This is a genomic window from Sphingomonas sp. Leaf257 (assembly GCF_001422185.1).
Classification (GTDB): Bacteria; Pseudomonadota; Alphaproteobacteria; order Sphingomonadales; family Sphingomonadaceae; genus Sphingomonas; species Sphingomonas yabuuchiae.
On record NZ_LMMH01000037.1, the window covers coordinates 12,696 to 27,618 of the forward strand.

General features: G+C 66.2%; 13 protein-coding genes and 1 tRNA gene. 7 read left to right on the top strand and 7 right to left on the bottom strand.

Annotation, left to right across the window (positions count from 1 at the left end):
* The first annotated feature begins 1 nt into the window (after position 1).
* From ASF14_RS19920 to ASF14_RS19930, 3 genes are read left to right on the top strand one after another with little or no spacing between them, the layout of a single operon-like run.
* The gene (locus tag ASF14_RS19920) at positions 2-1,417 is read left to right on the top strand and encodes an efflux transporter outer membrane subunit (protein WP_056439529.1); all 1,416 of its coding nucleotides are present in this window, start codon (positions 2-4) and stop codon (positions 1,415-1,417) included.
* Entirely contained in the window at positions 1,414-1,959 is a 546-nt protein-coding gene (locus tag ASF14_RS19925) for a cytochrome b (RefSeq protein ID WP_056439532.1), read from the top strand. Before ASF14_RS19920 ends, ASF14_RS19925 begins: the two co-directional genes overlap by 4 nt.
* A 35-nt stretch (positions 1,960-1,994) precedes the next feature.
* Positions 1,995-3,203: an MFS transporter gene (locus ASF14_RS19930; RefSeq protein WP_201780637.1), complete on the top strand. Its 1,209-nt coding sequence runs from the start codon at positions 1,995-1,997 to the stop codon at positions 3,201-3,203.
* Here ASF14_RS19930 and ASF14_RS19935 read toward each other — a convergent pair.
* From ASF14_RS19935 to ASF14_RS19950, 4 genes are all read right to left on the bottom strand, one after another.
* The gene (locus ASF14_RS19935) at positions 3,200-5,563 is read right to left on the bottom strand and encodes a TonB-dependent receptor domain-containing protein (RefSeq protein ID WP_156361335.1); all 2,364 of its coding nucleotides are present in this window, start codon (positions 5,561-5,563) and stop codon (positions 3,200-3,202) included. The genes ASF14_RS19930 and ASF14_RS19935 overlap by 4 nt on opposite strands.
* Positions 5,564-5,641: 78 nt before the next feature.
* Complete coding sequence (locus ASF14_RS19940) at positions 5,642-6,616, bottom strand: FecR family protein (protein WP_056439538.1); 975 nt, start codon at positions 6,614-6,616, stop codon at positions 5,642-5,644.
* Between the two features lie 102 nt (positions 6,617-6,718).
* Positions 6,719-7,258, bottom strand: a complete 540-nt coding sequence (locus ASF14_RS19945; protein WP_056439541.1) for a sigma-70 family RNA polymerase sigma factor — start codon at positions 7,256-7,258, stop codon at positions 6,719-6,721.
* Between the two features lie 155 nt (positions 7,259-7,413).
* Complete coding sequence (locus ASF14_RS19950; RefSeq protein WP_056439544.1) at positions 7,414-8,241, bottom strand: glycosyltransferase; 828 nt, start codon at positions 8,239-8,241, stop codon at positions 7,414-7,416.
* 185 nt (positions 8,242-8,426) lie between these two features.
* On the opposite strand from ASF14_RS19950, the gene ASF14_RS19955 reads away from it, so the two are divergent.
* The 4 genes from ASF14_RS19955 to ASF14_RS21760 all read left to right on the top strand — a co-directional run bounded on the left by ASF14_RS19955 (position 8,427) and on the right by ASF14_RS21760 (position 11,019).
* Entirely contained in the window at positions 8,427-9,380 is a 954-nt protein-coding gene (locus tag ASF14_RS19955) for an MlaA family lipoprotein (RefSeq protein ID WP_168371583.1), read from the top strand.
* Positions 9,381-9,494: 114 nt separating this feature from the next.
* Entirely contained in the window at positions 9,495-9,914 is a 420-nt protein-coding gene (locus ASF14_RS19960) for a glycine zipper 2TM domain-containing protein (RefSeq protein ID WP_056439550.1), read from the top strand.
* 116 nt (positions 9,915-10,030) lie between these two features.
* Complete coding sequence (locus ASF14_RS19965; protein WP_056439553.1) at positions 10,031-10,729, top strand: outer membrane protein; 699 nt, start codon at positions 10,031-10,033, stop codon at positions 10,727-10,729.
* 146 nt (positions 10,730-10,875) lie between these two features.
* Positions 10,876-11,019 carry a hypothetical protein gene (locus ASF14_RS21760; RefSeq protein WP_156361336.1) on the top strand — a complete coding sequence of 48 codons (144 nt, stop codon included), beginning with the start codon at positions 10,876-10,878 and terminating at the stop codon, positions 11,017-11,019.
* Positions 11,020-11,626: 607 nt separating this feature from the next.
* Here the strand turns inward: ASF14_RS21760 and ASF14_RS19970 are convergent.
* From ASF14_RS19970 to ASF14_RS19980, 3 genes are all read right to left on the bottom strand, one after another.
* Positions 11,627-13,573 carry a site-specific integrase gene (locus ASF14_RS19970; RefSeq protein ID WP_156361337.1) on the bottom strand — a complete coding sequence of 649 codons (1,947 nt, stop codon included), beginning with the start codon at positions 13,571-13,573 and terminating at the stop codon, positions 11,627-11,629.
* Positions 13,574-13,665: 92 nt separating this feature from the next.
* Positions 13,666-13,740 (bottom strand) — tRNA-Gln (locus ASF14_RS19975).
* A gap of 62 nt (positions 13,741-13,802) precedes the next feature.
* The gene (locus ASF14_RS19980) at positions 13,803-14,900 is read right to left on the bottom strand and encodes a branched-chain amino acid aminotransferase (RefSeq protein WP_056439557.1); all 1,098 of its coding nucleotides are present in this window, start codon (positions 14,898-14,900) and stop codon (positions 13,803-13,805) included.
* Positions 14,901-14,923: the final 23 nt, after the last annotated feature.

Consider the following 14,923-nt stretch of genomic DNA (forward strand, 5'->3'; position numbering starts at 1 on the left):
GATGCGATACCTGCCCCTCACTCTGTTGCTGGCGACCACCGCGTGTTCGATGACGCCGAAGCTCAGCCTGCCGACACCGCCGGTCGCCGCAGCGTATCCGGCGCCGAGCGGCACCGAAGCGCTGCCCGAATGGCGCGGCATGTTCGGCGACCCTCGGTTGCAAAGCCTGATCGTGCTGTCGCTCGACGCCAATCGCGACCTGCGTATCGCCGCGCTGAACGCGCAAGCCGCGCGGGCGCAGATACGCGTACAACGCGCCCAGTCCCTGCCAGGCTTTAATGTCGACGGTGGCTATACCCGCCAGCGTCAGCCCTCGAGTGTTGCTGGGGCGGGCGTCGGTCTATCCCCCGGAGGCGGGGCGACCGGTTTCGAGTTCGGCCAGTTCAACGCCCAAGCCGCGCTGACCAGTTTCGAGATCGACCTGTTCGGCCGCCTGCGCGCGATGAACGAGGCGGCCTTCCACCGCTGGCTTGCATCGGTCGAGGCCCGGCGCGCGGTGCGGCTGGCAGTGATCGGCGCGGTCGCCGAGGCCTATTGGAACGAACGGCTGGCCGACGAGCAGCTGGCGCTGATCCGTTCGACGCTGGCCGACTGGCGCGCGTCGCTCGAAATCACCCGGTTACGCAGGCAAGCGGGCCAGGCGAGCGCCGCCGATCTGGCGCAGGCCGAGGGGCTGGTCCGACAGGCGCAGGCCGATCTGGCCCAGCGCGAGCGTGAATTGGCGCAGGCGACCAATGCGCTGACGCTGGCGGTCGGCGCGCCCATGCCGAGCGACCTGCTGCCCCCCATCCCGCTGATGGAGCAGCCGATCCGTACCGCGCTGGCGGCGGGCACACCCTCCGACCTGTTGACCCGTCGCCCCGACATCGCACAGGCCGAACAGGAGTTGCGCGCCGCCAATGCCGATATCGGGGCGGCGCGCGCTGCCTTTTTCCCGCGCGTGTCGCTGACCGCCGCCTTCGGTTTCGCCAGCCTGGCGCTCGACAGCCTGTTTCAGGGCGCGAACCGATCCTGGTCCTATTCGCCCGCGATCAGCCTGCCGATCTTTCGCGGCGGCGAGTTGCGGGGCAATCTCGATCTGGCCAAGGTCCGTACCTCGACGGCGGTGGCAACGTATGAAAAGGCGATCCAGACGGGCTTCCGCGAAGTCGCCGACGGGCTTGCGGCACAGCAAACCTACGGTAAGCAGATGACCGAGCAGCGCGCCGTCGTCACCCAGGCGGAACGTCGCGCCGAGCTGACCGATCTTGCCTATCGTGCCGGGCAGACCAGTCGCCTGGAACTACTCGACGCGCAGCGCGCCACCTATGCCGCGCGCCAGACCGCGCTGACCGTCAGGCGCGAACAACTGACCGCCGCCGCCGCGCTCTATCGCGCGCTCGGTGGCGATACCGAAGCCGAAGGAACGCCGCGATGAACCGCCGTGACCGCTATACCCCGCCGATGCGGCTGCTCCACTGGACACGCGCCGCGCTGATCCTGGGGCTGATCGCGCTCGGCTGGACAATGACGTCGCTGCCCGACAGCACCGCCGCCAAGTTCGAATGGATGTATCCCGTCCACAAGGAATTCGGCGTGCTCGCCTTTATGATCGGCACCATCGCGCTGATCGCGCGCCGCCGTTCCGCCCTGCCCCATCATCCCGCCGGGCTCGCGCGGTGGGAAGTCATGCTGTCGAGCATCGTCCAATATGCGATGCTGGCGCTGGCGATCGTCGTGCCGTTGATGGGCTATGCCATGTCCAGCTCGTTCAGCCAGAGCGACGGGGTGCCGTTCTTCGTCACCGACCTGCCCGAATTACTGCCCAAGAACGACCATGCCTTCGCCCTCTTCGCGCTGGCGCACAAGCTACTGGCCTATACGCTGCTGGCACTGGTCGCGCTGCACGTCATGGGTGTTCTCAAGCATCGTTTCCTCGATCGCGGCCGGGCCACCGACGTCCTGCCCCGGATGCTATGAGCCCGAACATTCCGATGGAACAGGGTTCAGCGGGCGTGGACCCCGGTCCCGGCTGGCAGTGGCGCTTCTGGTCGATCTTCGCCGGACAGTCGCTGTCGCTGATCGGCTCTGCGATGACGCAGTTCGTGCTGATCTGGTGGATCACCGACACGACCGGCGACCTGGGTGCGCTGGCGACCGCCGGGCTGGTCGCGCTGCTGCCCCAGGCGCTGCTGGGACCGGTCGGGGGCACGTTTGCCGACCGCTACAACCGCCGGATGCTGATGATCGTCTCCGATCTGGTCTCGGCCTTTTGCATCACGATTCTGATCGCCCTGTTCCTGAGCGGCCATATCGCCCTGTGGCACATCTATATGGCGATGTTCGTGCGCAGTGCGGCCTCCGCCTTCCAGATGCCCGCCGCTTCGGCCAGCGAGGCGATGCTGGTGCCGCGGCATTTCCTTCCGCGCGCCGCCGGGCTGAACCAGACGCTGATGGGCCTGGTGACGGTCGCGGCCGCGCCGCTGGGAGCCCTGGCGATCACCGCGATGCCGATCGGCATGGCTTTGTGGATCGACGTCGGCACGGCGCTGCTCGGCATCACGCCCCTCTTGATCTTCGCTATTCCGCAACACCGCACCTCTGGCGGCTCGACCGGCCTATGGGGCGAGTTTCGCGAGGGCATCGGTGTCGTCTGGCAGAGCAAGCAATTGCTCCGCATCTATGCGCTGCTGACCGCTGTCGTGCTGGTCATCATGCCGACCTTCACGCTGTTGCCGCTGCTGGTGAAACAGCATTTCGGCGGCGGGGCGGCCGAGGTCGCGATCCTCGAAAGCATGGGCGGGGCGGGCATGATCGCGGGCGGCGTGATCGTCGCGGTCATCGTGCCCCGGCGGCTGGTCTCATGGATCCTGTGGGGCTTCACCCTGTCCTGCGCGACACTGGCGCTGACTGCGCTGGTCCCACCGGGCCTGTTCTGGCTGGCGGCGTTCTTCTGGGCACTGAGCGGCATTACCTTCATCCTGGGCGATGCGCCGTTCACCGCACTGATCCAGACCACCGTGCCCAACCAGCTGCAAGGACGGGCGCTGGGCCTGCTCGGTACGCTGATGGGTCTGGCCGCGCCGATCGGTCTGCTTGCCGCTGCGCCGCTTGGGGCGGTGATCGGCGTCCGTTGGCTGTTCGTGCTGACCGGTGCCCTCGGAACGCTGGTCAGCCTGCTGGCCTTCCTGTCCCGCGAGCTACGCCGGGCGAACGAACGCTAGAAGGACCAAGCGGCACCGATCCTGACGGTTCGCGGCTGCAGGGGTGTCCACTGCGTCCGCCGCGCATAGGCCAGCGGATTGCCCAGGGCGAAGCGGTTGCCCGCGACATCGAACAGGTTGGAGACATCGAGAGTCAGCGTCACCGGCCGGTGCGTCCAAGCCAGCCCCATGTCCGCCTGCGCATAATCGCCCTGCGGCAGGTGGAGCGGACCGACCCCGACCCAGGAGCGTCCCGCATACCGAACCGAGCCGCGCAGCACCAGGTCGTCGCCGTTCGCCAGCGACCACCGCCGATCGAGCGCCACCCGGAGCGAGACCGCTGGCGTGTTGGGAAGTGCCTGCTGCCGGGCACGGACGAAGGGGGGAGCCGGATCGGTCAGGACGCTGCGTGTCAGGACCAGCGCGCCGGTCAAGCGAACGGCCCTTGTCGGCCGCCAATGCGCCGTCGTCTCCAGCGACCAGATCTGCCCATCACCGATATTGGCGGTGTGCGGTCCCGTCGGTCCGTAAAGGTCCGCCTGGATGCTCCGCCAGTTCGCGAAGGACAGCGCGGTTCGCGCCTGGAGGGCCGATGCGGGGCTGCCGAAGCGCAGGCCCGCCTCGAAGGTGTCCAGCGTGTCGGGCCGGAAAACGACGGAGCCATCGTCCGACGCGCTATCCTCGGGGTCGAACGACACCTCGGTATCCAGACCATAGCCGCCCACGCGCAGGCCGCGCTGATAGCGGAGATAACCGGTCAGGCCGGGCTTCCAGTCCCAGCGCAGCGCGGCACTGGGCAGGAAGGTCACATCGCCGCCATTGGGCACCTCCACCGCAAGCCCCTGCTCGCGTCCGCCGGGCAGGATGGTGGTGCCGAAAAAGTCGAGATAGGTCGCGCGCAATCCCATGGTGGCCGCCAGCCCATGCCCCAGCGCCAGGGTCGCTTCGCCGAACAGCGCCACGTCGACCACGCGGTTGCCGATACCGCGCAACACCGTCCCGCCGTCGCGGCCGACGGTCGAATGGATCAGCCGATCGTCGCTGACCGTGGCATAGCTGCCCAATACGAAACCGTTGCCGCTGTCGCGATGCCGGGCCAGGCGCAGTTCCCCGGTCACGACCTGCGAGCTGCTTGCCGTCTCCAGCGCGGTGGCCTCGCGCACCAGCCCCGCCGCATCATAGCGCGCCATGACGTCGTTCCTGACGAGAGACAAAGCCGCCGTTAGCGTCTGCCCCCCGGCGCTGCGATGCTGGACGGTGACCGAGCCCATCCGAAAGTCGTTCGACGACGGCTCCGCAACCGGTACCGCACGGGTCAAGGGCGGGGCGGTGGCATCAACATATTGGGCGTCGCGATTGTCGATCCGCTGATACACCCCGCCGATATCGATCGTCCAGGCATCGCTGGGGCGGAGGCGCAAGGTCGCCCGGCCACCGCCCACATCACTGCGGTTCACGCCCCTCCTGCCCCGAAGCGTATCGTCGATATAACCCGGCGTGCGCGACCCATAGCCCAGGATGCGCAGCGCGGCGCGGTCGCCCAAGGGCGCGTTGAGGACCGCCATGGCATCGCCGCCGATTCCGCCATGCGCGATCCCCGTCGCGCCAAGTCCGACCGTACCCGACCAACGCCCCAGCTCCGGCGGGTTGGGTGTGACACGTATCACGCCGCCCAGTGCGCCGGTGCCGTAGAGCGTCCCCTGCGGCCCCTCCAGCAACTCGACCGAGGCGATGTCGTAGAGCGCGAGGTTCGGGTCTGGCGCGCTGTAATTGAGCTGGATCTCGCCCAGATACTGGCCGACGGTCGCCTGGCTGCCGCCCACGAAACTGCTGTCCGCGATCCCCCGGACGAACAGCTTCTCGCGCCCCGGCCCCAGGCTGGTCGTCGTCAGCACCGGCAAAAGGTTCGTCAAGGCGCGGGTGTCGGGATGGGCGCCGCTGCCGATCGTCAGATCGTCGGCGGCCAGCATATGGGCGGAACCGGGATAATCCTCGATCGGGACGCCGCGCTTGCTGGCCATCACGACGATCTCTGCGCCGACGACCGGCGGGGGCAGCGCATCGCGGCGCGGCGGCGGGGGTGCCGGATCGACGGTGTGACGCGCGCGCTCGATCCGATAGACGTAGGGCGCGGTCCGCACCGCGACCAGGCCGGTGCCTGCCAACAGGCGGGAAAGCGCCTGCCCGACGGTCATCCGGCCCCGGATGGATGCGCGCAAATGGCACTGCGCCAGGATCGGGTCGGTGCCCGCCACGCTGACGCCGCCCTGCAATCCGACCGTCACCAGGGCGCGCGACAGGGGCATGACCCCGACATCGAACCGGCGCATGTCTCCGCTCGCCGGACCGTGTCCGGCGGTGGCGGTCGCAGACAGGATCATCGGGATCGTCACCCCGACGGCATGCAAGGCCCTCACCGTCGCACAGGCTCGTCCCGCATCAGGTTCCCGTCCCCTGTTCTAGCGCGCCGGGACGAACGACAAACGGCCATGGATCGCCTTCACACGGATGGGCAGGGCCGCCTCGATCTGGCGGCGGAGCTGCGATCGGTCGGCGACCAGGAAGACCGCGCTGACCTTCATGCCGCGCAGCGCCGGGTCCACCGCGATGGGCGCGCCCATATAGCGGGACAGGGTGCGCGCGACCGCCTCGATCGGCTTGTCGGTGAACACCAGTTGCCCGCGCTCCCACGCCAGCGCCTGGTAGGGATCGATCCGCTCGACCGTGTCGACCCGCGCGCCCGGCCCTCGGCTGAGTGCCCTTCCGGCGGGCAGCTTGGTGACGGCCCCGCCCTCGACCGCAGGCGATACGGATACCAGCCCCCGGCGGACGGCGACCGCGAAACTGCTCCCGTCATCCAGCACATCGAACTCGGTCCCTAACACCCGGACGTCGCGACCCGCCGCCGTGACGGTGAAGGGCCGCGCCGGTTCATGATGCACGTCGAACAGGACCTCGCCGGTCGCGAGCGTCGCGGTGCGCCGGTCATCCTCCAGCCGGACGGTCACCGCGCTGTTGCGGTTCAGGGTCAGACGCGACCCGTCCGCCAGCGTTACGACCTTCGTCTCCTCGCCACCGGTGCGATAGGTCTCGCCCGGGGGAGCGATCATCCGCGTGATCTGCGGGCCAGCCAGCACCGCCACCGCCGCAGCCATGCTCAGAAACGGGAGCGCCCATCGCCGCGACCGGTCCCGCTTCGCCCGCGCCTCGGCCAGGGAGAGGACAGCCGCCCCCTCGCTCTGCGCGGCAGGTGCCGCCGCATGGGGCAGATCATCCGCCGCGACCCACAGGCTTTCGACCCTGGCATAGGCGGCGGCATGCGCCGGATCGGCCTGTAGCCATGCGAGATGCGCCTCCCATAGCTGTTCCTCCTCGCAATCCTGCAGGCGAACGAACCACTGGACGGCCGCCTCGTCCGCATCATCGGTCGTCATTGGTGCCATCACGCTACCGCCCCGTCGTTCACTGGTCCCCCGATACCATGGACGAAGTCACGCCATGGGCTCCGCAATATCTTTCGGTGTCCGTGCACAGGATTATCGGTCAAGGCGTTGCGAGAGATGCCGGAGTGCCGACATTATATGCTTTTCGATCAGGCTTCGCGACACGCCCATCCGCTCGGCCACCTGCGCATGCGTCAGCCCCTCGAACTTGTGCAACCGGAAACTCGTCTGCACCGCCTCGGGCAGGTCGGCGAGCGCGATGCGCATCCGGTGCAACTGATCGCGGGCGATCAGTGCCTCGTCCTGGGGGACCGTATTGCTGACCTCTTCTCCGCCGAGCGGGGCATGATGATGCACCTCGCGCCAGTCGCGGTCCCGCCGCGCACGGGCACGGTCTTGGCGCAGCCTGTCGAGCAGGATGTTATTGCCCAGCCGATAGAGATAGCCGCAGGGATGCTGCACTTCGATATCACCGCGCGCCGACGCGACGCGCAGATAGATTTCCTGGACGATGTCCTGTCCGTCCGCCTCCCCCACCCGCGCCGCGAAGTAACTGAGCAGCGCCGCCCTGCGCGCCAGAAAGGCGTCGAGCAGCGCCGTGGACGGCGGCGGGGTCGGCACGATGTCGTTCATCGGTGGCTTTTGCACGGGTGGTTCAGGATGGGGACGAGCAGGTATCACCCGCGGCGGGCGCGGCCAATGGAGCGCCGCGCCATCTCCACATCGTCTCCACAGAGCCTCCACAAAATCGTTCGATATCGACACGGGACGCGCGATGATGTGGGTCACTATGCCCCCTGCCAGTCCCGTATCAGCAGGCGCTCGGCGAACAGTTCGCGCCGAGCGAACCGGCGGCCCAGCCAGCGGAAATAGCGATCCTTCAGCGCGAAGGGCGTCAGATGATAGGCCAGCCGCTCCATGAGCGTCCAGCGTATCGACACCCGCCGCCGTTCGGACGGACTGCACCAATGGGACGGCGTCATACGCTGTCGCCCCAGCTTCATGACGCGGTGCATGACCTCATGATCGCCCAGGACATAGGGCCAGCGCAGCGTGTCATAGCCGCCCGCCGCCCGCAATGCGTCGGTGCGAAAGCAATGCCCCGCCGCGCCGACATGGGTCTGGCGCGGCAAAAGACGGTGGGCGAGGCATTGGTGCAGGATCATGGCCGCCGCACGGGTGCCATGCTTGTCCAGCGTGACGAAGCAGGCCGACGCCGCAACGGTCCGCCCGCCGCAACCGTCGAGCAGACGCTCGGCTTGGGCCAGATAGTCGAGCGGATAGAAGGTATCGGCATCGCAGGTCGCGACGAACTCGGTTGCCACCCGCGTCAGCCCGGCGCTGAAGGCCGCAGTCTGCCCGGCGATCTCGCCTTGGCGCAGAATGACATAATTGATGCCGCGACCGGCCAGCGCGCCATGGCAAAGGGCGACCGAGCAATCGGTCGAGCCATTGTCGATCAGGATCAGCCTGAACGGCCTGGTTTGGCGGCGAAGCTGTTGCAGCGTCGCCACGGTCGCATCGGCTTCGTTGTAGAAGGCCAGAAGGATCGTCCAACGCGGGGCGACGGCGACAGGGGCGACCGGTTCGTCCGACCAATCCCGATCAAAGGCCATCGCCTCACTGTCTGGTTCATATCCTGGCATGCGCAATAGACGGAGACCACGCGCCCCCACCTCAAACCCGTTTCGACTTTTCGCACGGCTGGCTTTGAGGTGATCGTCCGACCGCGTCGTCTCTGATCCAACAGATGGGATTGAAGGGCGCGTGCCGTTGCGGCTCGGGCCGGAGGGGGACTGATTTGATTGCTGCATCGTTGATGGCATTGCTGGCGACGACGTCCTCGCCCTTGCAGGGGACGATTCTGCCGACCGGGGATTTCGACGCCGTCTCGATCACCGTCCCGCAGGTCCATGCGTTCGAGCCTGCGGTCGTCACTCCGGCCCCCGCCCCCGCGAAAGAAGGCGACCCTGACGCGGGCCCGAATACGGGCACAAGCACAGGCGACGAGATCGTGGTCACGGCAAGCCGCCACCGGGCGGACGATCCCCTGCGCCAGGTGAACATGGCATCCTTCGCGCTGACCGAGACGGTGGACAATGCGGTCATGGCGCCGGTCGCCCATGCCTATGAGCGGACGACACCGAAGCCGATCCGAACCGGTCTGCGCAACGTCTTCGCCAACCTGCGCGAACCCGTGGCCTTTGCCAATTTCCTGCTTCAGCTGAAAGTCGGCAAGGCGGTGGAAACGGCAGGCCGCTTCGCAATCAACTCGACGCTCGGCCTGGTCGGGGTCATCGACGTTGCACGCCGCTGTCCGTTCAACCTTCCCCGCCGCCCGAACGGCTTTTCGGATACGCTGGGCTTTTACGGGGTGAAGCCGGGCCCCTTCCTGTTCGTGCCGCTGATCGGGCCGACGACGCTGCGCGATCTGGTCGGCGGCGCGGTCGACGGCGTCGCCTCGCCCCTGGTCATCGGCGGGCCGTTCCGCAACCGGGCCTATATCGTCACCAGCAATATTTTCCGCACGCTGGATCGCCGAGCCGAGATGGACGAGGAATTGCGCGCGATGCGCGAACAGCCCGATCCCTATGCCGCACACCGGGATCGCTATCTCGATCGGCGAGAGGCACGGATGCGGCGGTTGAAAGGACTGGCCGATGCCGAGGCCGTCGTGGCGGAAACACCCTATGGCCGGGTCGATCCCTCGGTGACGGCCCAAGCCTGCCCGCACGGCCAGGCCGATAACAAGTGAGTAAGGCCGTCCAGGCGCGGTTTTTTTTGACAGACGGATTGCGGAGCGGGCGCATCGGCTTCGTCCATTGCACATCACCGCCCCGTTTCGGGTAAATGGATGAAAGGACGAACGATGCGACTTCTTGCCTTTTGCCTGGCCTCTCTCCTTCTTTCGGCAACGCTGATCCCGAACACCGCGCACGGGCAAAGCTGGCACTGGGACGGATATGATCGCAGCGGGTACCGCGACTATCGCGACGGCTATGACGATGGCGGCGCCGATGGGTATCGCGATGGCCATGAGGACGGTTACGAGCGGGGACATGGCGATGGCTATCATCGCGGCTATGCCGATGGCCGGGCCGATGACCGCCCGGTCCGCAATCCCTGCCGCGCCGAAGGGGGCGCCGGGGCCCTGCTGGGGGCGGTCGGCGGTGGCTTGGCAGGCCATCTGGTCGCGGGACGCCGTGACAAGCTGATCGGGACGGCGGTCGGCGCGCTGGCGGGCGGGGTCGCTGGCGATGCCATCCACCGCCGGGACCGCTGTCGCTAACCGATCCGCAAAAATAATCTTCGGACACCGATTGAGGCGCACCCGGTACCAGTTCGTCACAGTATCGATGGACGATGCCATCGACCAAGACATCACGATACCGGGATTTCACCGACATGCCCAAAATTTCCATCCTTCTTAGCATTGCCGCCGTTACTGCGGGAACTCTCTTAGCCGGATCGGCATCGGCACAGACGACTATCGGCGGACCATATATCGTCGGCCGTATCGGCTCGCTGATCGATTCCGATCTGAAGATGAAGGGACCGGATACGGCACCGCCCTCGACCTTCCCGGCCAATGTCGACTTCCGGCGCGGCAAGTCGCTGGAGGGCGGCGTGGGCTATGATCTGGGCGGGTTCCGGCTCGAAGCGACGGTCGGCTACACCGCCGCCCGCGCCAATGCCAAACGGCTCGACACCGCGTCGCTGGTATCCGACGGTCGGTCCAAGACACTCAGCCTGGGCCTGGCGGGCTACGTCGACGTGCCGGTGGAAGGCCCGCTCCGTCCCTTCGTCGGTGGTGGCATCGATGTCGTCCGCGTGACCGAGCGCCTGTCGCGGACAACGCGGACCGGCGGCCAGGGCAGCACCATGAACGGGCGCGACTGGGGCCTACGGTGGCACGCCGATGCAGGTGTCGGCTATGCGCTGAGCGACAGCACCACGGTCGAACTGGCGGGCCGCTACGCCCAGACCACTGCGCTTCAATTTGCAGGGCGGATGCCGCTCGCCAATGGCGGGACCCTGGCCACCAGCTACAAGCCGAAACTCACGGCGGCCTCGATCACCGTCGGACTGCGACAGCGCTTCTGACGATGCGGCTGGCGGGCGCGCACTCCCTGTCGTCCGCCACCCTCCCTTCTAAAATTCCGCGAGCCGATCCCGGCGTCCCATGGACTGTCCCCGGCGTACCATGCCCTTTTGGCCGCCCCGCTCGCTTCAGACCGGAGGTTCGCTTCATGCCCGACACCCATTCCATGGCCGCCCGGCAGCTTTGCCAGCGCACCCAGGTCGCCGTCATCGCCATCGCCCCCGGCTTGCTCGCGACCGGAACGGGGGTGCTTGCCGTATCGAACGTGCTTACCGGTAAAGCGACGACTTGAGTCGTCGCCAGCCATGACTGTTTTCGACCCACGCCGCAGCAATACGCGTCGCTAACGGTCGAGATGGTTCGTAGGCGGGATCTATCAAACGGCACCAGTACCGCGCGGAAGCCTGACGTCCGACGCTCTATGAGTATGGGAATTCGCGTAGGACCAATACTTCCATACCTTTGACACCCGTCGAGAGGGCGGAACTCACCGACTTTAAACGCGCGCCGCAAGCCGCGTTCTCGGTGATCAGAATAATTGCTTTTTGAAGCTAGCATTCTCCTTCTAAGATTTCGAACGTCTCAATCCCGCATGCTATAGCCGCTGAACGAACATCCGGTGTCAACGAAGGGTAGCCGGAAGCGGATAGGCCGCTCACCACAAGGAACCGATCCTCCGGCCCCTACCCCGCTGCCTGAACAAATGGCAGCTTACCGGAACGGGCGGCCCGGAAGCGGCTATTCCGCTCTCCACCAACTTCTGACGTTCCCAGAGGCCGGTCTTGCGAACGTTGAACGTCGGCCTCAGACAAGAGCCGCCGTTCGACATGCCGCAGGCGAACGGCAGCAAAGTCCCAAAGTCGGCCGTTTCTCACCGGATATTACCCTGACGACGCATGTCATTCGCCAGCCTTCAATCGAGCCGGGCGAGGCTGGCGGCTGGAGCTAGGCAAAAGGCGTGTCGGCAGCGGTTGGAGGCGGTCGGTAACCTTGGGGATCTGGTCCACCGCCTCCTTCAGCCGGGTCAACCGCGCAGCCTTTGAATAGCGACCGGCAGTTTCCCCGCTCATGGTATGGCCGACGAGGTCAGCACGGGTTTCGAGGAACACCTCGCGATGCTTCAGCTCCGTCGTGACCGTGTGCCGGAACGAGTGGATGGCCTGACCCGGTTCGATGAAGTCCAGCTTCTTGGCGATCTTCATCCACCAGTTCTTGTAATAGACGTCCCCATAGCTCCGCTTGCCTGACGCGGTCCGAAGCTCCGGAAACAGCATCGTCTCGCCTGCGGCACGCAGCGCTTTGACGTAATCCGGTAGCCTGAGCCGTATCAGTTCGTCAGCGAATGGGACCAGTCGAACCGCCGCCCTATTCTTGACTCGCCCACCGTTCTCGTCGGTGATCGTAAAGAACCAGATCCCGTTCTCCTCACCGATGTCATCGAGCGTCAGCTGGCAGATTTCCTCGCGCCGGCAGCCGGTGTACCAGGCAATGGGCAGCACCCAAAAGCCCGCGTCGTGCCAAATTTCAGTCCCCTGCTCGAGCCGACGCCCGAGCGATCGCGACCCCATCCAGATCGGCAGACGAAACAGTTGCCGACCTTCCTCCTCGGTGTACGCATCACGCTGATCGCGTGCATCGCGATCATCCTCATAGAGAAAGTCCGACCAGTCGATGGTGGCGACACCGTCGACCTGCTTTCCGACCCATGCCACCAATTCCTTCAAAAAGAGGAAGTGGCGGTTCGTGCTGGTCGACTGGAGCCCGATCGTCTTCACGTCGCGCGTGCCAGCCTTGATCTCCGCCTCCGCCTCGCGGCAGATTTCCTCGAGCGACATCGCGTCGTGGCGCCGCGACTTGTGGTGACTGACGGGCAGACGTGAGAAGTGCTCGTTGAGCCTGACGACGTCCTCGCGTCCCACGAGGCGTATCGGGAGGGCACCATAGCTCTTCTCGAGCAGACGTGCCGCCGACAGGAATTGGGTCCGGGTCTTCTCCGTCCAACGTGCCTTGCGTCTCGCATCACCGACGATCTTGGGGTTGTCGGCGATGAATCGCTCCGCGGCCTGGGTCGGCGTCATCGATGCCCACGGCTCGGCCACCTCCGGCTCGCGCGTTGGAAGCGCAGCAGGAACGGTCGCTGGCGCGGCAGCAACAGCGGCGGAAGGCATCGGCGCGGCCGGGACACGATCGTCGGTCATGGCCGCCCACATCGTAGCTGGATCAATTAGACGACGCCGATACTCCAGCGCGGCCGCCAGCCTTCCTTCAAGATTGACCTTCCGGGCGATGTCGAGATTATCCTCAGTTTCGGCGACACCCGCCGTCCGAAGGTCTTGAGCCGCCCGGTCATGGGATCGTTCACGCCATTCCGGCTGATCGGCGAAAAAGTCGATCAGCGTCTCCTTCTGCTCGTCGGTCAGCCCGGAGAATCGACCCTCGACATGCTCTCTGCTGCCGACATTTTCTGGGACGCCGTGAACAACGAAATCTCTGAGCATAGCTTCGTAGATTCCGACTAGGCCCTCAATCATGAAGGTCGCGTCGGGTTCGGTACGCTGGAAGCCGACATGGACCTGCTCGAGGTGATCGCGCATTCCCTCCATAGCCTGACGAAAAATTCCCGCCTTTTGGACGGTCGTCAGTTTTGCGGCTGGGCCGTCCTTGCCCAAAGTCATCTTCAGCGTCTCACTCTTTGCGGTCATCGCGCATCCCATGCTGCGCGCCACCGCCTGGGCGGTGGTTCGAAGGCTGAGACGTAGGGTGAAAGGCTTACCATCCTGAAAACGGACGGTGCGGCGCCAGTAATAGACGGCGCCTCGGCGCTCGACATTCTGGATTGCAGGCACGGCATCTCCACATGGAGCCGTCACACCCACCGGCCCAATCCAGTGGCTGCGACCGATTTTCTGCCGTTAAAACAGTGACTTAGATGGAAACATGGCTGGGGCGGCAGGATTCGAACCTGCGTATGACGGTACCAAAAACCGTTGCCTTACCGCTTGGCGACGCCCCAGTGGAGAGGCGCGCCTTATACCCGGCGCGCCGCTCTTGAAAAGCCTTATTTACCGCGAAATGTCAGCCCAGGCGGCGCATCCAGCCATGGGGGTCGGGGGCCTGGCCGCGCTGGATCGCGACAAGCTGTTCGCGAAGGCGGGTGGTCAGCTGGCCGGGGCCGCCGCTGCCGATGGTGAAGCGGCCCGCGGGCTCGGCGACGCTGCCGATCGGGGTGACGACGGCCGCCGTGCCGCAGGCGAACGCCTCGACCAGGCGGCCGCTGGCAGCGTCGGCGCGCCACTGGTCGATCGCATAAGGCTCCTCGCGCACGGTCAGCCCCTGCGCGCGCGCGATGGTCAGGATCGAATCGCGGGTGATGCCGGGCAGGATCGTGCCGGTCAGCGGCGGCGTCACCAGGCTGCCGTCGTCGAACACGAAGAAGACGTTCATGCCGCCCAGTTCCTCGACCCAGCGGCGCTCGACCGCGTCGAGGAAGACCACCTGGTCGCAACCGTTCGCGATCGCTTCCTTCTGGGCGAGCAGGCTGGCGGCATAGTTGCCGCCGCACTTGGCCGCGCCCGTCCCGCCGGGGGCCGCGCGCGTATAGCCCTGGCTTACCCAGATCGACACGGCGGGCGCACCGCCCTTGAAGTACGCGCCGACGGATGAGGCGATGACCATGTAGAGATATTCGGCCGAGGGCTTCACGCCCAGAAACACCTCGCTGGCGAACATGAAGGGGCGGAGGTACAGCGCGCCGCCATCCTGTTCGGGGATCCAGTTCCGCTCGATCTCGACCAGCCGTTCGACGGACTCGAGGAACAGCGTCTCGGGCAGCTCGGGCATCGCCATGCGCCGCGCCGAATCCTGGAAGCGGCGAGCATTCGCCTCGGGCCGGAACAGCGCGGTGCCGCCATCGGCCAAGCGATAGGCCTTCATGCCCTCGAAGATTTCCTGCGCATAGTGCAGGACCGAAGCGGCCGGATCGACCTGAAGCGGCGCACGCGCGGTGATCTGCGCGTCATGCCAGCCCTTGTCGTCGCTATAGCGGATCAGGGCCATGTGATCGGTGAACACGCGCCCGAAGCCCGGATCTACCAGACGCGCCGCCCGCTCGCTCGCCGCGACGGGAGTCGCGGACGGATCGAAACGAAACGTAAGGGCTTGGGGCGCTTCCATGGTCATCTCTCTGTTTTGGGTTG

Bases quoted from the DNA above. Each gene is read 5' to 3' on its own strand.
- ASF14_RS19920 (WP_056439529.1), top strand. From the start codon at position 2: ATGCGATACCTGCCCCTCACTCTGTTGCTGGCGACCACCGCGTGTTCG.
- ASF14_RS19925 (WP_056439532.1), top strand. From the start codon at position 1,414: ATGAACCGCCGTGACCGCTATACCCCGCCGATGCGGCTGCTCCACTGG.
- ASF14_RS19935 (WP_156361335.1), bottom strand. From the start codon at position 5,563: ATGATCCTGTCTGCGACCGCCACCGCCGGACACGGTCCGGCGAGCGGA.
- ASF14_RS19940 (WP_056439538.1), bottom strand. From the start codon at position 6,616: ATGACGACCGATGATGCGGACGAGGCGGCCGTCCAGTGGTTCGTTCGC.
- ASF14_RS19945 (WP_056439541.1), bottom strand. From the start codon at position 7,258: ATGAACGACATCGTGCCGACCCCGCCGCCGTCCACGGCGCTGCTCGAC.
- ASF14_RS19950 (WP_056439544.1), bottom strand. From the start codon at position 8,241: ATGGCCTTTGATCGGGATTGGTCGGACGAACCGGTCGCCCCTGTCGCC.
- ASF14_RS19960 (WP_056439550.1), top strand. From the start codon at position 9,495: ATGCGACTTCTTGCCTTTTGCCTGGCCTCTCTCCTTCTTTCGGCAACG.
- ASF14_RS19965 (WP_056439553.1), top strand. From the start codon at position 10,031: ATGCCCAAAATTTCCATCCTTCTTAGCATTGCCGCCGTTACTGCGGGA.
- ASF14_RS21760 (WP_156361336.1), top strand. From the start codon at position 10,876: ATGCCCGACACCCATTCCATGGCCGCCCGGCAGCTTTGCCAGCGCACC.
- ASF14_RS19980 (WP_056439557.1), bottom strand. From the start codon at position 14,900: ATGGAAGCGCCCCAAGCCCTTACGTTTCGTTTCGATCCGTCCGCGACT.